Annotated in this window: 19 protein-coding genes; 8 read left to right on the top strand and 11 right to left on the bottom strand. The window is 60.4% G+C overall.

The features are described 5' to 3' along the window. Positions 1–190: 190 nt before the first annotated feature. Positions 191–490 (bottom strand): phage minor head protein, encoded by a 300-nt coding sequence (locus tag CYJ10_RS35200; protein ID WP_180862914.1) that lies wholly within the window; start codon positions 488–490, stop codon positions 191–193. Positions 491–1,626: 1,136 nt separating this feature from the next. Here CYJ10_RS35200 and CYJ10_RS12525 point away from each other — a divergent pair. Further along, positions 1,627–2,304 (top strand): response regulator transcription factor, encoded by a 678-nt coding sequence (locus CYJ10_RS12525; RefSeq protein WP_101681810.1) that lies wholly within the window; start codon positions 1,627–1,629, stop codon positions 2,302–2,304. A gap of 341 nt (positions 2,305–2,645) precedes the next feature. Here the strand turns inward: CYJ10_RS12525 and CYJ10_RS35195 are convergent, their stop codons facing one another. From CYJ10_RS35195 to CYJ10_RS34115, 5 genes are all read right to left on the bottom strand, one after another. Continuing rightward, a complete protein-coding gene (locus tag CYJ10_RS35195) occupies positions 2,646–3,104 on the bottom strand; it encodes a ProQ/FinO family protein (RefSeq protein ID WP_180862913.1) in 459 nt (152 codons plus the stop codon). Positions 3,105–3,532: 428 nt separating this feature from the next. Then, positions 3,533–3,967: a universal stress protein gene (locus CYJ10_RS12515; RefSeq protein ID WP_101681808.1), complete on the bottom strand. Its 435-nt coding sequence runs from the start codon at positions 3,965–3,967 to the stop codon at positions 3,533–3,535. A 120-nt stretch (positions 3,968–4,087) separates the two neighbouring features. Continuing rightward, complete coding sequence (locus CYJ10_RS12510) at positions 4,088–4,303, bottom strand: YdcH family protein (protein WP_101681807.1); 216 nt, start codon at positions 4,301–4,303, stop codon at positions 4,088–4,090. Positions 4,304–5,277: 974 nt separating this feature from the next. Then, on the bottom strand, positions 5,278–6,003 hold the full coding sequence (locus tag CYJ10_RS12505) for a type IV toxin-antitoxin system AbiEi family antitoxin domain-containing protein (RefSeq protein WP_101681806.1): 726 nt from the start codon (positions 6,001–6,003) through the stop codon (positions 5,278–5,280). A 255-nt stretch (positions 6,004–6,258) separates the two neighbouring features. Then, positions 6,259–6,912, bottom strand: coding sequence for a hypothetical protein (locus CYJ10_RS34115; RefSeq protein WP_180862912.1), 654 nt, complete (start codon positions 6,910–6,912; stop codon positions 6,259–6,261). A 942-nt stretch (positions 6,913–7,854) separates the two neighbouring features. Between CYJ10_RS34115 and CYJ10_RS12495 the strand changes: the two genes are divergently transcribed. Next, a complete protein-coding gene (locus CYJ10_RS12495) occupies positions 7,855–8,112 on the top strand; it encodes a hypothetical protein (RefSeq protein ID WP_101681805.1) in 258 nt (85 codons plus the stop codon). A 94-nt stretch (positions 8,113–8,206) separates the two neighbouring features. Here CYJ10_RS12495 and CYJ10_RS12490 read toward each other — a convergent pair whose 3' ends face one another. The 3 genes from CYJ10_RS12490 to CYJ10_RS12480 all read right to left on the bottom strand — a co-directional run bounded on the left by CYJ10_RS12490 (position 8,207) and on the right by CYJ10_RS12480 (position 13,064). Then, the gene (locus CYJ10_RS12490) at positions 8,207–10,381 is read right to left on the bottom strand and encodes a PQQ-dependent dehydrogenase, methanol/ethanol family (RefSeq protein WP_257993278.1); all 2,175 of its coding nucleotides are present in this window, start codon (positions 10,379–10,381) and stop codon (positions 8,207–8,209) included. Between the two features lie 103 nt (positions 10,382–10,484). Continuing rightward, the gene (gene styD, locus CYJ10_RS12485) at positions 10,485–11,963 is read right to left on the bottom strand and encodes a phenylacetaldehyde dehydrogenase StyD (RefSeq protein ID WP_101681804.1); all 1,479 of its coding nucleotides are present in this window, start codon (positions 11,961–11,963) and stop codon (positions 10,485–10,487) included. A gap of 105 nt (positions 11,964–12,068) precedes the next feature. Beyond that, positions 12,069–13,064: a helix-turn-helix domain-containing protein gene (locus CYJ10_RS12480; protein WP_101681803.1), complete on the bottom strand. Its 996-nt coding sequence runs from the start codon at positions 13,062–13,064 to the stop codon at positions 12,069–12,071. Between the two features lie 777 nt (positions 13,065–13,841). Here CYJ10_RS12480 and CYJ10_RS12475 point away from each other — a divergent pair. Continuing rightward, positions 13,842–14,276 carry a hypothetical protein gene (locus CYJ10_RS12475; protein ID WP_101681802.1) on the top strand — a complete coding sequence of 145 codons (435 nt, stop codon included), beginning with the start codon at positions 13,842–13,844 and terminating at the stop codon, positions 14,274–14,276. A gap of 74 nt (positions 14,277–14,350) precedes the next feature. Continuing rightward, complete coding sequence (locus tag CYJ10_RS12470) at positions 14,351–14,857, top strand: hypothetical protein (RefSeq protein ID WP_146002031.1); 507 nt, start codon at positions 14,351–14,353, stop codon at positions 14,855–14,857. Between the two features lie 481 nt (positions 14,858–15,338). Here the strand turns inward: CYJ10_RS12470 and CYJ10_RS12465 are convergent, their stop codons facing one another. Then, positions 15,339–15,602 (bottom strand): hypothetical protein, encoded by a 264-nt coding sequence (locus tag CYJ10_RS12465; RefSeq protein WP_101681800.1) that lies wholly within the window; start codon positions 15,600–15,602, stop codon positions 15,339–15,341. Between the two features lie 365 nt (positions 15,603–15,967). Between CYJ10_RS12465 and CYJ10_RS12460 the strand changes: the two genes are divergently transcribed. From CYJ10_RS12460 to CYJ10_RS12445, 4 genes are all read left to right on the top strand, one after another. Beyond that, on the top strand, positions 15,968–16,369 hold the full coding sequence (locus tag CYJ10_RS12460) for a nuclear transport factor 2 family protein (protein WP_101681799.1): 402 nt from the start codon (positions 15,968–15,970) through the stop codon (positions 16,367–16,369). A gap of 181 nt (positions 16,370–16,550) precedes the next feature. After that, positions 16,551–16,865, top strand: a complete 315-nt coding sequence (locus tag CYJ10_RS12455) for a hypothetical protein (protein WP_101681798.1) — start codon at positions 16,551–16,553, stop codon at positions 16,863–16,865. A gap of 10 nt (positions 16,866–16,875) precedes the next feature. After that, entirely contained in the window at positions 16,876–17,775 is a 900-nt protein-coding gene (locus tag CYJ10_RS12450) for a papain-like cysteine protease family protein (RefSeq protein WP_101681797.1), read from the top strand. A gap of 469 nt (positions 17,776–18,244) precedes the next feature. Further along, on the top strand, positions 18,245–19,045 hold the full coding sequence (locus CYJ10_RS12445; protein WP_101681796.1) for a YecA/YgfB family protein: 801 nt from the start codon (positions 18,245–18,247) through the stop codon (positions 19,043–19,045). Between the two features lie 865 nt (positions 19,046–19,910). On the opposite strand, the gene CYJ10_RS33735 is transcribed toward CYJ10_RS12445, so the two are convergent. Continuing rightward, entirely contained in the window at positions 19,911–20,312 is a 402-nt protein-coding gene (locus CYJ10_RS33735) for a hypothetical protein (RefSeq protein ID WP_146002030.1), read from the bottom strand. Between the last annotated feature and the right edge of the window lie 260 nt (positions 20,313–20,572).

The following is a 20,572-nucleotide window of genomic DNA, read 5'->3' as shown; positions in this document are numbered from 1 at the left end:
TCCATGAAAATGATGCCATCATGATTGGTGATTCACTTCTCCACGCCCTTTGATTTCAAACAAATTAACTTAAATTTTTGATAAGCTTATTTTGCGCGTTGGCATATCTCGCATATTTTAGGGAAAGACGTATCAATTTGTTTTTACAAATTAGTACATTGACATCTTGTTTTCCAGCGCGCGATTCGTTTCAACCGGCGAGGTCTCGCCGGGTTTCACCAGGCATTGGCTCAGCAGTACAACGACAGACGCCGTTGGCGCAACAGCAGCCAGATGCCGGATGGCCTGTCAGTGGCGGCGGATCGTCCCATTGGAAGACTTTGCCGTCATTGGCGGCGCAGTACTCGCAGACATATCTATCGCCGGCCGTTCGCCAACGGTATGCGACGACCCCATCGTTCTTCTGACGCTGTTTCTCGTTCAGCCCACGCCGAAGATTGACCGACGTTAGGAAAGCTTGAATCTTTGCTTGCGCGGCCTTCGACTCCATTCGCTGTCGGCGCCGATCTCTGCGACTCGGGGCAGCGACTGGCGAGGTGCCTGTTGCAGACGCTTTGCCTGCCGGCCTATCGGGGTCGAAAAGCCGTCCATATAGATACCGAAGCGCATCAAGAAGACGAGGGAACATGGAAGCATCCGTAAGGGTGTCAACGACACAAACATTGATGCCACAGTCATGGTCGCGCGTCGTTGAGATTGCACAACGTGTAAGACATTGAGCAGATGACGGCCCCAATGACGTCTGCTTTGTCACGTCTTCCGGCCTGGGAAAGGCGGATCGTCGCTGTTTCGTCGCACGTCGATCGGCAATCACGATGAATGTCCCGTTACCACGCCGCCCAGAGGCGATGAGCTCGCTCACGGCGCGAGACAACGACTGATAGATCGAGCCGAGGTGGTTCGCACAGTTGAAGCGCCTTCATTGGCGGTTCGGGCGTACCGTCGCCGTATCACTTCCCTGAGTTGTTCTTGTCGACCTGTCGAGAAGATGATCCGATGCCTCGGGCAGAAGACATCTGTCCGACTTGCGATTTGATGTTCGGCAACTTTCCATGCGTGATGGCCTGTTTCGTATCCGACGCCGTCGTTAGAATGGGTACTGGCTCCAAGACGTCTCGAGACCCGAGTCCAGACAGTCGAACGCCAGTCAGCGTCGTGGAATGCTGGCGAAAACGCTTCCGCCGCACACTGTTTGCTGCGCCCATGCGGCCCTTGCAGGGCCCTTTGCAGACCGAGCTTTCTGTAGCGCCAGACGCTCGAATCGGATCTGCGTGAGATTCCCTGTTCTCGAATAAGTCAGACTGGCCATCAGCGTAATTGGAGAGCGTCCGATTCTCCGGCTATGCGCTCGTCCCATAGACTTTCGTTCGACCACACATTTCGTGCGGTGGTACGCCGGTGGTACGCCATTGACCCCATTTGCCAGAGATCGGCAACCGTCCTGTCTGGATTCAGCTCATAAGCGCCAGCGCTCGTGGGCTAGTCACCGGCGTTCGCCGCCGATTTCGACAGGGAGTGTTCGCGTCTGGCAGGCCTAGCGATGGGCGTCTCCGATGTGGCTTCCGGAAAGTTGCCACCGCACGAAGCCTACGCAATGGTAACGACGTAAGACAAGCAGGTGATCGAATGGAGCTTTACCGACTTAAGGTCGTCCTCGCCGACGACCATCCCGCAGTTCTCGAAGGTGTCAGGTTGTCGGTCGCCGGGAACACGGTCGACGTGGTTGCCACGGCGACGAACTCAACGGAGATTATCCGGTGCCTCGATGACAAGGCGGTGGACGTGCTCGTTACCGACTATGCGATGCCGGGTGGCGAATTCGGAGACGGCATGCAATTGCTGAATTTCATCATTCGGAAGTATCCGAACTTGAGGATCGTGCTCCTGACGATGCTGGACAATCCAGGTGTCATCCACAATCTCATCAAGATTGGGATCCGTTGCATTGTCAGTAAGTCGGACCATACGAGTCACCTCCTGCCGGCGATTCACATTGCGAGTTCGGGAGGGCACTACCATTCACCGGCCGTGGCGGCGGTTGTGAGAGGTTTCGAGTATGGCGTGCCAGAGAATAGGCCGATCGCTGAACTTTCCCGGCGCGAGTCTGAAGTTGTTCGTCTATTCGTCTCCGGTATGAGCGTGGGGGCCATTGCCACCTATCTACGCCGGAGCAAACAAACGGTGAGCACCCAGAAAAGCAATGCGATGAAGCGCATTGGCGTTTCGAACGACGCCGAGCTCATCAAATATGCACTCGAGGTGGGATTGGCACCGGCATCAGTACTCGGCCCGCCGCAGGCCTGATACCGGACGCCCCCGTTGGGTCATCAAATGGTCCGTCGACATACGTTGTCTACGATCCGAACGGATCCTAGCGCTCCGAGGCCTGCATTCGTACTGGCTCGATATCTTCAACATCGACGTCCCAGTAGACTGTAGTTGGCTTCGACATGCTTGGAGCCCTCGCTCAAGCCGGATCCTGACTCCCCGATCCGGCTTCTTCCCGCACCCCGGACTGCGACCTCGCAGTCCGGGTTTTTTTCGTTGTCAGCTTGTAGAACGGGGGCCTCTCTGCAGGTCCTGCACCTGAGCATCAAGCGCCATCAGGCTTTGCGCTATCCACACTCGTCCTGGAGGCTTCGCCCTCACCAGTCATCAGAGATCCAGTAACGGAGTTGAAGGATCCCGACAGGCGTCAACGTCAGCGCCGGCTTCGGTGTCGGCGACGCATGTTTGCGCAACCAGTATCGAGCTCGCCTTGCTTCCGTTTCGGTGACGATGCCGACTAGGTTGCCAGCCAAGTCCCGTCGAAGGGCGCCTGCGGTGAGCGCAGCCCAGTAACGTGGTTCACGGCACCACGTGGCGACTGCGGCGCGAATGTCTCCTTCGCTAAGGGAAAGATCTTCCGCGTTTGCGAGGAGGTTGGAGAGTATGGCGAGTTGCAATGGGACTTTGGAGGCGGGACTTCTTGGAAAGGCCTTCGGAAAACGACGTTGGAGGATGTCAATAGCGCGAACGCTTGCGTCGCCGTCCACGACATTTTTTTGCGATCTATCCTGTGACGCCTTCTCTTCTGCCTGCCTCCGAGCTTTCTCTGCGAGCATGCTGCGTAGTTCTGCGAGTTGCTCATATCCCATCGTACGAAACCCTATAAAGTGATCATTTTCGAGTTCGTACGATACCCAAGACTGCTAGGAATGTTGATATGTGGAACTGACCGATATGGCATAGGATCTCGTCTTATTGCCTTGCGGTTGTGCGAGATCAAGTTGTTTTCGCGTGACGATGCGCGGCGGGGAACTTCTCAATGGACTTGTTCGACGGCAGTCGTGGGATGCTGCAGTGCGCTCAGCTAAGGAGTGCTGGAGATATCGGACAAAGAGGCGTGGAATCGTTGCGTAGGCGGGAGTGCGCAATGATGGGGCGGGGCGGGCGACAAGCGTGGGCGTTGAGCTTCGGTGACGAACCTGTGGTTTGCGCCGCCACCGAAAGCACGAGTTGCTATCCGCTGTTTCAGCGCCTCGCTGTAGCGCTAGCGAAACACGAGAACCGGAATCGTTGTATGCGTCAGAACTTTCTGCGTTTCGCTGCCGATCAGAAGACCAGACAAGCCGCTTCGCCCGTGCGATGCCATGAAGATGACATCGCAATTGAATTCCTCCGCGGCGGCGATGATGCCTAGATATGGTGAAGACGCGGTGGAGGTCCGGCCAATGCAAGGCACGCCCGCCAGTGATGCGTTTGACTCGACGAAAGCCAAATGATGTCGGGCATAGGCTTCCATACGCCCGCTATATGTATGTTTGGTTTCGTGGGATGAGTCCGATCGCCACGAGAAGGGATACTCATCGATACAGAAGTACGGCGTAAGTCTCGCCCCGGTGTTCCGGGCAAAGGTGATTGCCGCCGACACCGCCTTGCGTGACAGGTCGGAGCCATCGATAGGGAGAAGGATGTGCTTGTACATGACAAGTTCTTGGGGGGAATCGGGAATCTTGAGAATGTGGGGAAGTCGTCGGAAACCGGCCGAAGCCTTCCTGGCGTCGCCATGTTCGATTGGTGAGCGGTCGCGAGCGGTCGTGATCGATCAAGGTGCGTGGCTTTTGAGGACCGCGTAGAGTTGGTCCTTGAGCTTTAGCTTTTGCTTTTTCCGAGCTTCTATTTCGTGCCACGAAGCCGGCACGGCACCGGACTCCATGTTCTTGATCTGGTGGTCGAGCTCGTTGTGGCGTGCGAACAGTTTGCCAAAGTGCGCGTCCTCAATTCTGAGGCGGGAAATCTTGGCGCGGTATTCGGGGAACATGTTGCCTCCTGGCGATCATCAACGAAGCGAAGGAACTGACTGTCTGGTTCCTGGAGTCATTTTGCGCAGTGCAAAGCATCGGGTACTTGATTTGCATCACAAGACGCATCAGCTGTCGATGATCGGGCCCCGACACCAGGGAGCCATTGGCCGCCTCAATCAGCGCGCACATCGTCCATTGGGCGATGCATAGCCTTCCGGCGACGCATCCAGGTCGCTACGACTCGGGGGGACGAACTGTGGGACCCGTCACGGGTTGAGCCGGCGTCCGGGCAAGATACCCATAACGAGAAAAAGGCGGCGCGTGACAGGGTAACGCGCCGCCTGTGAAGTGCGAGGAGGCTTGGACCTCGCTTGTGCGCCTGGTGTCAGACGGCTGCGCAGTCGGGAACAACGCGGCGACGTCGGGGCGGAGAATCCCGAGCGTTGTTCGATGCGCGGCTGCATTGGCCATGTACACGGCCGCCCGCCAGACCCGCCACAATTTCACCGACAACACGCAAGCGCGGAGGTCTGAGGAACCTGCATGTCGACGATGAGCACGCAGGTGTGTCACTTCCCGCGCGGTGGTTCGATAGCGATCGCGAAGTACTGGAGGTATCGGTTTAGGAATACCCCATGGCAGTGGCACGTGCGACCAACCCGCAAGACGGGCGTGTGGCAATCGTTGAACCATGCACTTTGCAGTGAGCCCCGGAACGCTGTTGCTGGCGACCATGTTCGTCGCTCGCCGCCGGCCCTTGATTGATCTGCCGCAATCGATGGCGGGGTAGCCGAAAGCGCCCCATCAGTGTCAGTAGTTATGACACTTTTCTGAGGGGTTTCTAGCAGATCCGCGGTTGGACGCGTGTTGCTGTCCTCATCGGCAGGCCAAGGTGTGGCCGCTTCCATCATTCATTGCAGTCAGATGGCAGGCCACAACGGCGCAAGGGAAACTCTTGCGAAAGTGAGTGCTTGGCGAGCTGCCTTCGGCCTCAGTCCAGCGTCAGTCGTTCCCCATTTTTTGACGCGTAGGACCAACGCTTGTCCGCTCCGAGACGATCGACATGCTGCTCCGCTGTGTCGGCCCAGGAAAAGCTCCCGCGCCGTCCGATGTCGCGAACCAGTTTGATGACCTTCACGCGTGTGCAGTGAGACAACAGCTGATCGAGCACGGACGGGCGCAGATCGCTCGCCAGGCTCATCGCGTTTTCCAGCGCTTGGACTGTCAACGTTTTTCCGGCGTCGCTGGCGAGCTCTAGCAACGCACGTTCGGGAACAGACACCATCACACCGGGATCATGCGGCGCGGATATCAAACCCTGCGCGTACGGAAGGTGCCCGTCAAACAGATCGGTGGTCTGGTACATGAAATCCAGATGCTCGGCGAGCCAGGAAGGAAATCGGTAAGGCCGTGGCCCCCACAACCCAATGCGCTCGGTGGTGGCTGACACCTTTTGCGTGGCGTGCCACGTCAACGCCGACTTGCCGCCAATATGCAATCCCGGCATTTTGCGAGATACGAATGCCACCATGCCTTCGCGCGTCGGCTTGTCACCTCTGAGCAGGTATGCGCCCTTCGACAGGCGCTGTAGCCAGCCCGCTTCCAGCAAATAGCTCGTTGCGCGTGAGGAGACACGCATATCCCGAAGTAGATCAGGATCCAGTGGCTGGCCACGCGGCGCCAGTTCCATCAACCGTTGCAGATTTTCTTTACCCATGCGGCATTATATTCGTGGATTGCATGCTTTCATCCCCGGATAAATTGAATATTTACGAGAATAAACCACGTTGTACGGGCCGGCTCGTGCAAGCCAAGTGCAGATCCATTTCGATGCGCATAGTGATCGGCGGGGCAAAAGAAAACAGCCCGATCAACTTAAGCCGATCGGGCTGTTTCGGTCAGACTCACACCTCATGCGAGAGGCGCAAGGCCTCAGTCTTTTGCCCTGCGTAATGCGCAGGCGGTCGCGCGCTTAAGCCGATGCAGGGGTAGCCACTTGTGCCGGTGCGGCCGCTGCTTGCGTAGCGGGCGCTGCCGACGGCTTCACGCTGGCAGCCTTAGCGCGACGGACTTTCGCAGCCGGCTTCGCCGCGGGCTTTTGTGCGGCAGCCTTGGGCGCCTTCACAGCCTTCACAGCCTTCACAGCCTTCACAGCCTTCACAGCCTTCACAGCCTTCACAGCCTTCACAGCCTTAACCGCCTTGACGGTCTTAGCCGGCTTGGCGGCATTTGCCGTCTTGACGGCCTTCACTACCTTCTCAGCTTGCGGCTTAGCGGCCTTCTTGGCCGGGGAACCCTTTACTGCGGGCTTGGCCTTGGCCTTTGCTTTTGCCTTGGCTGCTGCGGCCTTTTCCTTGGCGGCAGCGAGCTTTTCCTTGGCGGCGGCCTTTTCTGCTGCGTGTGCGGCGCGTGCCGATTCCTTCAGCTTCTTCAGGTCGGCGGCTGCCTTGACGATGGCCTTCTTGCCAGCCGCAACTTGCTTGGCCAGATCTGCGCGGAACTTAGCCAGTTGCTTTTCGGCAGCCTTCACTTCGCGATCGATGACGCTTGCCTTCTTCGCGGGCGTTGCAACAGCTTTCTTGGTTACGCGTTTCACTGCAGTTGCTGCGACTTTCTTGATGGCCATGTTGGCAAACTCCGTAAAATTGGTTTTCGACGGGGGCGGAGTGTATCAGCGAAAACTTCCGGAGGCCATGCGCGCGGCAGATTTCCTTGCCAAAAGACAACAACGACTTTCACATTAGCAGGCCGATCAGCTCAGACAACACCGCGCGATTCGCGATGGGCGTGCCAAGCGGGAGCAGTGCGAAAACAATTCGGCCGCTGAATGTCTCGCACTCCAGCGCAACTGTGGATGGCTCCTCGTGTTCCCGCACCCATTGACTGCGCTGCACACGCAGTACCTGCCCCCGGCGCCGGTTTCGGCCAGCACATAGCGCTCGCCCGCAGCATCCCTGCCGAACGAATACATCGTCCCAGGCAGCAGCAGGGACCAGTCACACGATTCCTTCACGGCCCCGTCTCGATACGCAATGCTCTTCAACCGCCCCACGCGAGGTCCATGAGGAAACAGCGGCCATTGATCTCCGGGACGGTATTTCCACCGTAGACGAAGCCTCCCAAGATGGCGCAACTTCCGTCAGCATGGTCGTTCTCGAACGCGGGCGGTGTGAGCCCGGTCGTTTCGCACATTGAAGCCCCCACACATACGGATCCTTCGACGCGCGCCCAGATTTCTGAGCGGCTACCCGTTGCCGGAGGCAAAGGGATTATCCGAGGGCACCCCGAAGCCGCTGCCCCGCACGTCAATGCGCAGCATCTTGCCCAACAAAGAACCCGTGTCCCAGGCATTTGCCAGTTGGTAAGCTCAACAATCAGCGCAGCCCCCTCAGGCAGATCGCGAGGATTCACGGCGAGACATCCAGTTTTCGATTCGGAGCTTTCTGCGCACCAAACGCCGAGTTGATGATTCGGCACTTTGAAAGTGGTAGTCTTTGTCGACAGGACCGGCACAAGCCGTGGTGATGCCAAGCCTTAACTAGGTGAGGGCGACTCAAGGGAGAACGACATGGCCAAGAAAACAGACGAACAGGTACACGCCGAGATCGCGGCCTTGAAAGCGCTCCAGCCACGCCTTCCGCAGCGCGCACAACAGGCGGTCGAGGCGGCACTCAAAGTGCTCGAAGGCGGGCTGTCACACGACAGCGTCTACGAAATGTTCGAGGAGGGCAGCGAGGAGTTCGAAGACGCGTTTGCCGCGCGCATGTGGCGCGACGGCGCTGGGGGCAGCGAAGCGCTCTCGGTGCTTTACCGAGAGCTGATCTAGCGAGCGGACGGTCGCGCTTCATCCATTAGCCGCCTCTACCCCCACATACGGCAGCGCAACCGGCCCTCGCTTAATATCTGCTACCCGGCCAGGCCTACTTGAGCCCGGCCTGCGTCTTGGGTCTGACCGAATCCGCCGTTCCCTGGATAAACGCCTTGATCTTCTCGACGTCCTCGGGGGTCAGCTTGCCAGTGAAATCGGGCATGCCGCGCGCCATGAATGGTCCCTTGAAGACAATCTTGTCGAGATTTTCAATCATCCCGGTACTCACAAAACCCAGATTCGGGATATTGCCACCGCGGTCCACGCCCGGCACACCGTGACACATGACACAGCTGCTGACGTAGAGGCCCGCGCCATCGTTGACCTTGGCCGGATCGTACTTCACCCCCTGCAGCAGCCCATCGCTACGATATTGGACGAAGTCAGGAAGCTTCGCCCTGGCGCCGAGCGCAAACGTGTAGACAGTCCCGGGGCCCTGGCGATCTGTGGCGCGCTGGGCAAGACCGTACACGCCGCCCCATCCTACGGCGATGGAGACGTATTGCTTGCCGTCGACCTCATAGCTGACCGGCGCTGCAATGACGCCCGTACCGGTCGGGGTTTCCCAGAGTTTGTCGCCGCTCTTCGCGTCGTAGGCCGCGAAACGTCCATCTGCTGAGCCCTGGAAGACGAGATTACCTGCCGTAGTCAGCGTGCCGCCATTCCAGGGCGACACCTGCTCCTGCGACCAGGCCACCTTTTGCTGCACCGGGTCCCACGCCATCAGCCGGCCGAAGGGCTGGCTCTTGGGCGGCTCGGCGTTCAGGAACTTGGCCGTATTCCAGCCCGTGTTGCCGCCCGGCTGCATCGGTTGTGCGCCATTGAAGGTCCACGCCTTGTCGTCCATCAGGTTGATCGGCACATGCTGGGCGGGCAGGTAGACCAGGCCGGTGACCGGATTGAAGGACATGGGATGCCAGTTGTGGGCGCCATATGGTCCCGGAATCGCGTCATAGGGCTTGTCGGGCGAGCGCGCCTCGGCGATCTCTATCGGCCGTCCGTTCTTGTCGTAACCGCTGGCCCAGTTCACATCGACAAAGTTCTTCGCCGAGATAAACTGCCCATTGGTCCGGTCGATCACGAAGAAGAAACCGTTCTTCGGCGCGTGGAGGATGACCTTGCGCGGCTGGCCGTCGATGGTCAGGTCCGCCAGAATCATGGGCTGTGTCGACGTGTAGTCCCAGTTGTCGCCCGGCGTCTCCTGGTAGTGCCACTGATATTTGCCTGTGTCGGGATCGAGTGCCACGATCGATGCCAGGTACAGGTTGTCGCCACCGGCCGGACTGCGCTTGCTGCGCGACCAGGGCGAGCCGTTGCCCGTGCCGATGTACATAAGATTCAGTTGTGGATCGAAGGTCATGGAATCCCAGGCCGTACCCCCGCCACCGGCCTGCCACCATTTACCCGCCGGGTCCCACGTCTTGGCGGCCCGCGCCATCGATTCGTCCTCGAACGGTTTCGCGGGATCCCCCGGCACGGTGAACCAACGCCACTTCTGGTCCCCCGTGTTGGCATCGTAGGCCGTGACGTACCCGCGCACGCCATACTCGGCGCCACCATTGCCGATGATGACCTTGCCCTTGAAGACACGCGGCGCGCCGGTGATCGTGTACGAGAACTTGCGGTCAATGATGGTGTCCTTCTCCCAGAGCTTGCGCCCGGTGGCCGCATCCAGTGCAATCAGGCGGCCATCGTAGGCGGCCACGAATACTTTTCCCTGATAGAGCGCCACGCCACGGTTGACCACATCGCAACACCCTCGATAGCCCAGCGCCCGGTCCACCTTCGGGTCGAACGACCACAGCCGCTTGCCGGTGCGCACATCTACCGCATGGACCACGCTCCAGGAGGCCGTGACATACATCACGCCATCCACGACGAGAGGCGTCGATTCGACGCCGCGCGTGGAATCGAGGTTATAGGACCAGACGAGCCCCAGATCCTTGACGTTGTGACTGTCGATCTGGCTCAGGCGACTGAACCGCGTTTCCGCGTAGTCCAGGCCGTAGCTGGGCCAGTCGGGGGTCTTGCTGGCATTGGCCTGGATAAAGTTGCCGTCGACCTTCGCGGTTGCCGTGCGGATCCGCGCCACCGGGGTGGGGGTTGACTTGGTGGCCGAGGGGGTAGGGGTGGCGGGGGCGCCATAAGCCACGGATGTGGCCAGCATGCCCGCGGTTACCGCTGCGGCGCAGAAATGCAAACGGGGCCGCTTCGCGCGTTGCGTCATCTTGTCTCTCTCCTCAAAGTTCTTCTTGTGCTGTGCGTCTTGTTGTTGCGCAGGGAATGGCCCAGACGCCGTTCCCTGCGTGCTCCCATGCACTCCGTGCGACTCAATACGCCATGCAAACCGACTTCAACTCTGTATAGGCCTCGATGGCCGAACGGCCGTGTTCGCGGCCGACGCCCGATGCCTTGTACCCGCCAAACGGCATGTTCGGATCGACGACGTTGTGGCAATTTACCCAGACCGTGCCGGCCTCGATCCCGTCGACCAGCCGATGCACGGCACCCAGGTTGTTGCTCCAGACACTGGCGCCCAGCCCATATTCGGACCGATTGGCTGCCTCCAGCACGGCATCGAGATCGTCAAAGGGCATCGCGACAACCACCGGTCCGAAGACCTCCTCGCGCACGATTTCGAGGTCACGGCTGGCACTATTGGCGACGACAGTGGGTCGCACGAAGTAGCCGTCGCGCTCGACACCGGCACCGCCCGCCACGATTTCTGCGCCTTCCCGGCGGCTCGTGGCAATCATGCCCACCACCTTGTCGCGATGGCGCGCGGAGACGAGCGGCCCCATCTGGCTGGCGGGATCGAGCCCGGGCCCCAACACCATCGCTTCGGCCACCTTCGCGATGCCTTCGACGACATGGTCATAGTGGCGACGCGACACATACAGCCGGGAGCCGGCCGTGCAGACTTGCCCCTGATTGAAGAAGATCGCCGCGGACGCCCCCTGGATAGCCGTGGCCGGGTCGCAATCGTCCAGGACGACAACCGGGCTCTTCCCGCCCAGCTCGAGTGAGACCCGCCGGATATCCTGGCCGCACCGCGCGCCGATCAGGCGCCCGACCTCGGTGGATCCCGTGAAAGTCACCTTGTCCACATCCGGATGGGCGACCAGGGCCGCCCCGGCGACACCGTCGCCCGTGAGGATATTGAGAACTCCCGGCGGGAAGCCCGCTTCGAGTGCCAGTTCGCCGAGCCGGATGGCGGTCAGTGGCGTCTCCTCGGCGGGCTTGAGCACCACCGTGCAGCCGCAAGCGAGGGCAGGCGCGATCTTCCAGACAGCCATCAGCAGTGGGAAATTCCACGGTACGACCGCGGCGACCACCCCCACGGGGGCGCGCCGCGTGGAAGCGTTGTAGCGGGTGCCGGGCGGGAAGGGCATGGAGATCTGGAAGGTCTGGCCGTCGATCTTGGTGGCCCAGCCGGCCATGTATCGCAACCATTGGGCACTGCCGCCCACATCAAGGCCGTGCGCGAAAGCCAGCAGCTTGCCGTTGTTCAGCGTCTCCAGTCGTGCGAGTTCGTCAGCGTGCTGTTCGATCAGATCGGCCAACTTGAGCAGCAGCCGCTCGCGTTGCGCCGGCATCATGTCGCGCCAGTCAGCACTGCCAAACGCCCGCCGGGCACTTGCAACGGCGGCATCGACGTCGGCGGCGGCGCCAGTCGGTACATGGGCGATCTCTTGACCGGTGGCGGGATCAAACACCGCGAATGTCTCGCCCGATGCGGCTTGACGCCATTGCCCATCGATCAGCATCGCGCTGCGGATCTCGGCGCGCGTCTCATGCGGTGCATTCATGCTTGTCTCCTGTCGTCATGGGAATCGACAGAAGTTAGCAACGGCCCGGCCACGCAGCTTGTCTGTGGGTGCACAGTGCTTGTCGCGCAGTGCACGCCCACGCCGCTATGCGTGCTGCATCGCAATATTTCCCGCGTTTTTATCCATGCGCCATTGCGACGGTGTCACGCCAAACCGTTCATGAAACACCCGACTGAAATGGGCTGCATCGGCAAAGCCCAACCCGAATGCGATCTGCGTAATGCTGCAGTTCGACTCAACAGGGTCGGAAAGACGTTGCGCCGCGCGATCCAGCCGACGCGACTGGATGTAGGCATGGGGCGTTTGACCGAACTCCCGGAACAGGTTGTACAACGTGCGCCGCGACACATGGAATATCGCCGCCAGATGTTGTGCGGACAGCTCGGGATCGTGCAATTGTGCGTCGATATATTCGACCATGGACCGCACGCGGTTTTTGCCCAGGCGCTGGTGCGTGGCCACCCCGTCAGGCACCATTGCCCCATGCAGTGCCGTTTCCAGCAGCGCCACCATCGAATCCTCCAGGACGGCCTGGGCACGATGGTCAAGTTGATGTCCGGCGATGGTATCGTGCAGTAACCCCCTGAGCGCAGACGCGGCGATTCGTGCGGCGCCCATACCGGGGAGGGCGCTTCCGCACAGTTCACGCGTTGCAGCCTCCCAGCCAAAGCCGCGCATTTGCGGCACGAGTAGTACAAGCGCCCGGCAGCCTTCGTCCATGTCAACGCTGTAAGGTTGGGCGGTATCGTAGATGGACCAGTGCCCGGGGAGCAACGCCGCCTCGCGCCCGCGCTGTGCGATCACGCTGCGGCCACTCAATTGCCAGAATATCTTGAAGTAGCCGGCGTCGGACGCCTCGGCATGTTGGCAGCGGCGCGTAACGCGATGCGCGCCCACCTCGATGTCACCCACCACGCTTTGCGCGAAATGGGCGAGATTCGCACGGCCATAAAAACGGCCACCCGCCGGGCGGGAACAATCGAGGGGCAGAAAATTGGTGCTGATCGCTTCGCCCCATTCGGCGAAGCTCGCCGCGCTCAGGGACACTGGAGACTGCAATGGGCTTTGCACTGCGCGCATCCTGGGCTCCTCCACGGGAAACGGGGTCAACCTGGCGACGGCACAGCCTAAAGCAAAGGCCGCGTGCAGACAATGAGAACAATTCCCGAGATTTCGGCTTCTGCCAGCTCAGGGTTGAGCCAGTCAAGAGTTGAAGATGAAGGACAGCCCCGTCATGCCTTCTTGCGGACTGCCTGCGTCCATCCATCGTCGCTGCATCGCTATGGCAAGACAGCGCTTCCCACTTCAGACTGACAAGTTGCCGTTCGTGGTTGATCAGACGCCTAACGTTCGGCGGCGATTGCACAAGATACTTATCAACCACTTTGGTTAGAATCTATATTATGTAAAATCGTACTGACTACGGCATGGCCTCCCTTGATCCATGCGATCGAGATCGAGGACACCTATGTTGGTGTCAGCGACAGACCGTGGATTCAGCCGGTCGGCGCCCCCATGCCGAGTCCTCCTCACGATTGACGCGACGATGTCGCGCCACGACGACACCCCACTCCAGCGCTGCCAACCACGAACGCTGGTTTGCTAATCTCCGCGTCACCGTCAACCTGATGGCACGTACCACGACACATTGGGGGTCGGCTTGTCCATGTCAACACACGCGCTCGACTGCTGAGTTTGGTACCCGGAAGTTGCATCACGAAGTTCATCGGCAGCCTGCGTGCGTTCACCGGGCAGCCAAAATTGGCTCGGTCGAGAATGTGTTAAGCGAAGAACTGCTTAGCAAGTGCCAGTGATCATCGAACCGCCCGACACACCGGAAAAGGACATGGCGCGCCTATGACATCCAAGAATCCACCGCAATTCTGGTTCCGCTCAACGTTGTTCGGCCGCGAGGCCAGTGAGGCCAAAGCCACGAACCCATTCGTCTCCGGGCAGCAGGTTGCCCGGTGGCTGCACGATCGCCTGGTTTCAGAAGGCCGGATTGTCGAAGAGATCGTCCCCGAGGATTGGGGATGGTGCTCGATCGTCCAGCGTAAGCCGTATTTGCTCTGGATCGGTTGCGGCAGTGTTCAGGATATCGCTGCAGAACAGACCGGCGCCTCAACGCCGATTGACGGTGAAACGGTTTGGTCCTGCATGGTCGTCGCCGAGCTATCGCTGTTGGGCCGGCTTAAGGGTTACAGCGCTGCCGAAAGCGTGGAGGCATTGTTCCAGCAAGCAATGGCCATCGTCGAACGGGACACGGCCAATGTCCTGGTTCCCGAGCCTTGAGCTCGCGAGCACATGGTGTTTGAGTCGCGCAGCAACAGCATGCTGCCATGCACACATTAGACCAACGAACAGGAATGCAGCTCAAAACCGCCACATTAGAAGACTTTGCGCATGTCAGCTATTCCGCCACGCGAGGCGGAGAGGTGACATCGTTCAATTTTAGTGCCAATGGCAAGCGCGAGTATGCCGTCAGTATCGCTGACCGCGTCAGCCTTCGAGATGGCATGACGGTCACGGCACTGCTTGAAGAGCCAGACAACTGGCATACGCTGCGAGGCTGGATCGATCACGAGACCGGAAGGATCGCCGGTACCGGCTCGCCAGCGTGGCATCTCTGGACGGCACTGACGTGCGTTCTTCCCTTCGCGTTCCTGCCGTTCTACGTGATGCCGTTCTTTGGTGTTGGCGAATGGCCATCAGAACAATGGTGGTTTTGGACGCTTCCGACCATCTTTGGACTGCTGGCGCTTCAGCATATCCGTTGGGCGTGGAAGGCCAGAAAACGCATGGCTATCCTCCGCCGCTTTGGCACGTACCCGGATAGCAAGCCAAACAATATGTACGCCGATGAGCGTCGGTAGCCGACGCGCATAGCGGTGCGAAGGCGGGCCCGATGCCGCATTCGGCCCTAAGACAACCGCATATGCTCGTGCGCCGATGACCGCTCTGCGCTGCGGATTCGACCTGTCAACGCAACAGCCGGCCGAGGTCGGCCAAGAACATCCTTCGAAATCCAAACCTGATTGTGTGCGACGCGCCAAACGTACACCGCGATGGCCCAATCCGACGCCCGAGATATACGGCCGGGGCACCAATTAGTCGGCTTACTCACCGGGCAACAGGACCTTGCTTCAATCCCGTTCTGCACCCGGCCCGCCGAAGCGTTCCACTATGTCGGGTATGGTTAGCGATATCGAGCAGCTGCAGAAGCCTGCGATCCGGTGTGCAGCGCCCCTGGCCATTGGGATAAAGCAAGTGTCGCCACAGCCTGTGGCGCATCAAGCCGAGTTTCTAAGGCGTCTGAATCGCGACGACGTGAATCGCAAACCTGGCCCAGACGCACTAGATGGAGTGGCGGCAGCGCAATGGACGCTGCGCGTGCGCTGACTCCGCCAAATCGTGTCCGCGCTGCCAACCGGCGCGCAGACTCGGCTCATCCCGGAACATGATTGGCGGCTCGTGGATGCCTGCCTCGAAATCCGCCCGCCCTTCGCCGCATGCCGCAACACTGACAAGTCCGAAGATCGTGCCTTCTGCCTTGACCCGCTCGGTCAGAAGCAGGACCTTGGCGATTGCATATGCCGCCCGAGTGTCGAGTCCACGCATCTGTCTGCCCCCCAACGAGACCGGGCTCGCCCTTTCCGTGCAGCGGCTGGCCCCTTGACGTCATTAAAGGCGTGTCGGGGGCTTTTCGCATCATCAAACATGATGATGTCAAGCGTTTCGCGACGGGCCTGATTGAAGAGGATCCCACGCCTGAAAAGCGGCTTTCGGGTCCGGTCCGGGCGTTGGGTTAGCCCAAAGGATGCTGTACTTCGCGGCTTTCATGCTCTACATCCTTCCACTATGCATGAACTTGGTTCTGATTAGCACCATGACTCGCGTGCGAGATACCTTGCAAGCCCTGCGCTGCTCGCCTTTACTTGCACGCAGGGCACTTAGCAAACGGCCCGGGACAAGGGAGGAACATCATGCCGACACCCGCTGAAATCGTCATGGCTTCATACGAAGCGTATAACGCCGGCAATGTGGAAGGCGTGTTGATGCTGTTCGCCGACGAAGTCGAATGGGAGTTCGTCGGACCACAGTCCGAGCTTCGCTATGCCGGCCCCCGCCGCACGAAGGCGGAGATACGCGATGTCCTGCTGCAGATGGGCGAGGACGAGGAGGTCCATGCGTTCGGGCCCACAGAGGACATCATCGAATGCGGCGACCGGCTAGTTGTCATCGGCGAGATCAAAGGCAAGGTCAAGTGCAGTGGAAGACACTGTGGCAGGGAATACGTGTCACCGTGGGTCCATATCTTTACCCTGCGCGAGGGAAAGATCGTGGGCTGGCGCGGGTTCTACGACACGGCAGCGCGGCTGCTGTAGGCCAGTCGCATAGGCGACTACACCTCTCCCCCCTCAGGGAACACGCGAGGACCTGCCGAAACGAGGATTGCGCGACGTCACGGTTGCCATATCCATGCGCCTCAGACCGCCGCAGGACCGCCACAGGTCGACCCAGAAGGCGCCTGAAGTTACGACTCTCCAACGCGACAGGAGTGCCGGCATGCCGCAAACCGTCCGAAAGTACTGGGGCCCGTTCCAGGGGCGCACGACGCTCAATTTCAACTGGGACGCCATCAACCACGACTCAACGGTCATCGTCACAGCCGCCGAGTACAAGGTGACGACGCCCGCCGACGGCGAGCACCGTTTCATCGGCGCGGCCACCATCACCGTCGACAACGTCTGCCCCCACGGACCACCCTACGACCCCAACCACGGCGTCACCTTCGTCGTCAACGTCAACTGGGGGGCGCCGCTGAACATCGTCACGGACATCACCGTTCTCGACGACGCGCCGATCGAGATCCAGTACTGAGGCCGGGATCATGCCGCTGACCATCCGCAAGTATTGGGGGAAGTTCCAGGGCCGCACGACCCTCAACTTCAACTGGGACGCCATCGACCACGACTCGACGGTCATCGTCACGGCATCGGAGTACGCCGACAACAAGGTCCGGTTCATCGGTGCGGCGACGATCTCCGCCGACAACGTCTGCCCCCACGGACCACCCTACGACCCCAACCACGGCGTCACCTTCGTCGTCAACGTGGGCTGGAACTCGCCGCTGAACGTCGTCACCGACATCACCGTCCTCGACACCAAGCCGATCGAGGTGCAGACGTACGTACCGGACGTGACCAACCGTCTCGGGGTGCGGTTGCAGTACCAGCAGAGTGGCCAGTGGTGCTGGATCGCCTGCGGCGCCACCGTCGACCACTTCTACGACCCAGCAAGCACCTGGAAGCAATGCGAGGTGATGACGAAGATCGGACAGGAGATCAACGGGTTCCCGACGAACACCAGTGCCTGCCCGTCGGCGCAGGCACTGATCCAGAATCCTGGCCTGGCCGCTCGCTACGCCAACCCCTACGCCATCGGCGCCCGCTACGTGCTCGACGACCCCCTCCTGGGAATCGACACCCGCTATCTGAAGTCCGGCGGGGTGACCGACGCGTTGAAGAAGGTCGGCAACTACGCCAGCTATCACGGACCGGATCTGACTCTCGCCGACCTCAGAGCCGAAATCGACGCCGGGCGACCTGTTGTCGCCTCGATCACCTGGCTCAGCGGTGGGACCCACTTCGTCGTGATCGCTGGCATCCAGGGCGAGGGGCTGCTGATCCTCGATCCGGTCAACGGCGAGTGCTTCACGGAGTTCGGCGAGTTCCCCGGCACCTACTTCGGCGGAGCAACCCTGGACGGCTACGCGTTCACCAGACCCTGAGCCACCTCGACGAGCACCGGCACTCCGATTCGGTCGCAGGCATGCCGGGATACCGCGCAGATGCGCGACACAGGGGTGGCGACCTCAGCCGGCGGCTGGTGACGCGGCGATGGTGTCGAGCAGGGTCGCCAGACGGATCGACTGCCCCGCCGTCCACGGGCTGGGACCGCCTCTTGCGATGCGGCGACGGACAGATAGTCGTCAGTGGGGGAGGTTTTTCGGTAGTGACCGCGCTGCGGCGCCGGTGGGTTGTTTCGATCGGACGTCGGGGTTCGGCCGTGGATTCAAGTGGCCGCCGCTCCGGCGAACGGCTTGCGGGGATGCTCCCGGCTTGGCGCGCGGTACCGAAACGTCATGGTCTTGCAAGTCGTGCGACGCACTTCTGCAAAGACGTGGCGCTATTGCGGCGCTATACTTCGCGGCGATGTGATTCAGCGCATCCCCACCCCGCACCACGAGAACCTGCACTATGACCGAAGCCGCCGCCCTGACGCCCGACGAACTCCAGGAGCTTGACGATCTGCTGGACGACCTGCGCCAGCGCGTCGAGGAAATCCCGCAATGGGAGTTCTGCGACGGCTTTCTCACGGCCCTGGTCTGCACGCGCCGCCGCATCCCCGCTGCCGACTACCTGCCCATGCTACTGGGCGACGGCGAGGCGCTCGACGTGGCCGAGGGCAGCCCGCTGCCGTTGCTGCCCGCGTTCCATGACCCGGCCCAGCAGACCCGCTTCATGGAGTTGTGGCAGCGCCGATGGAACGAAGTGGAGTACCAGCTCGACCAGCCCGTGGAGACGCTGGAGGACGAACGCGCCTTCTATCCCGAGGCCATGGACATGCGCGGCGCCATCTTGAGCCTGCCCCAGGAAGAGCGCGCCGAGATGGACGGGCGGGAAATCCCGTCATTTGCCCAGGTGTGGGCGCTGGGCTTCATGTTCGCGGTGGAGAACTGGCCCGAGGAATGGGCCGCCCCGCGCGACAAGGAGGCCGCCCAGTGGCTGGACGACGCGCTCGATAGCATCGTCGCCCTGACAGAGGACGACACCGGCCAGCCCGAGGTCTGTATGTACAGCGAGGATGGCCCGCCCAGCACCAGCCGGGCGCGCTTGGAAACCTTCGGCGAGGCGATCTGGGCTGTCTACGACCTGCGCCAGATCTGGAGGAGCCTGGGCCCGCGCGTGGAGGCCGTGGTGAAGGGCGACCAGCCCGGCCGCAACGACCCGTGCCCTTGCGGCAGCGGCAAGAAGTTCAAGAAGTGCCACGGGAAATAAGGGCAAAGCGCTTTCTCGCAGTTTATAGCTGCATGTACCGTGTGTTTCGACTGGCGGGCCGGCGTGCCATCGCTGATGTGGCACGCATCGCTCTCGGCCGGGTGATTTAGGGGCGAGGCAGCCGGCCAGTCTCACGATCCAACACCGACACTACCCAAGCGTAGCCGAAGCCGCTGCGGCGTCCTCATATTTGGATGATGCTGCCCGACGCTGAACGCTGCGTCGTGAGTGCCGTACCCGCGCGTTCGCTCCCGTCGGCGCTCGACATCGACATCCGTGCGCACACTCCCCGTAGCCGCGATCAGACCAGGCGATGCGGTTGAGGGACTAGGCTTGCTTGAGCGTGTCGGTGTCGTCTAGGCTGTCTTTCATTTCCCGCAGATTATGGGCTATGGCTGCGCTCTCTTCTGGCGTTCCGTAGAAGGAAAGCTCCCAAAGAATGCCGTGAATCAATTCAGCGAGGGTGATTTCGGTAAGGGGTAATCGTACTTTTCGTGCTAAATCTGGCGCTTTCCCTGAAAGCCTTTACTGGCAAGGATTGCCGGTCCACCCCGGCGACCGTCGGCAGACTCTGAGAGATCCCGCGGTACCATAGTTGCCCGCGCACCGCGCCGCCACGTCCTTCAGTCTGGCACGAGGGGTGCTACGCCCACGCCTTGCGTAGCACCTGGAGCGCCTTATTGCAAACCGATCTTGGCTGCTGCGTAGCACCTGCTACGAGGCTGCTACGTACCCCATATTTGCGTCGTAGCGTAGCACCCCTTTCTCTAAAGAAAGGGTGCTGCTACGGCAAGTGGGACACGAAGCGGCACGGCAATACGCAAATGCAGTTCGTCACTCGCCGGCCTGGGGAACGCTTTTCCCACTAGTTCTGATATGCAGACACCACGCCATTTTCCACGTACACGTATTGCCGGGAGGCGCTTGAACGCTCATATACCCACTGCTCGCGAGTACCGTAGCGCGTTGTTGTGCTGTTGATCCGGGCAGGACGACCCCAAGAGCAATAGAGTCCCGTCCGGGACATCCCGATTTGGACGGTTCTGCCGGCGACGTTATCGAGGTCACGAACGTTGAGAGCGTTGCGTCTCTGTAGCTCGGTCATAACTCGTTCTTTGTTACTGCCGAAGTTGTACGCCAAGCAAAGATTGTCGCTTGATTGCTGAGCAAGCTCGGCCTCATCCATCATCGAAATACGTGCCGGCGAACCGGCACAGCCGGCCAGAATGGCTGCGGCAAGCATAAGGGTAGTTGCTGGGGCTTTCATGGTACGTCGTTGCCTACTTTAAGACTTACGCGACGACACGATTGCCGTCCGCGACAGGCACTATTTTGAGCGGTGAGTCTCGCCGCTATTTGCGGCAGATCAAATCCACACGCTCATTTAACTGAACGAGTCCTCTATGTGATTGACGATTCACGACTTATGTGGACGCTTGGATACGTCGGCTAGCCGTTTCAGCGCAGTGAGATTGGGCGCAAAAATCCAGGGCCTTTTCGGCTAGCACCCCTTGCCGTCATTCGTGT

Origin of the sequence: Cupriavidus pauculus (genome assembly GCF_002858765.1) — a bacterium.
Taxonomy (GTDB): domain Bacteria; phylum Pseudomonadota; class Gammaproteobacteria; order Burkholderiales; family Burkholderiaceae; genus Cupriavidus; species Cupriavidus pauculus_B.
The sequence above is the reverse complement of the archived record's forward strand: the minus strand, read 5'-3'. Positions and strand labels throughout refer to the sequence as shown.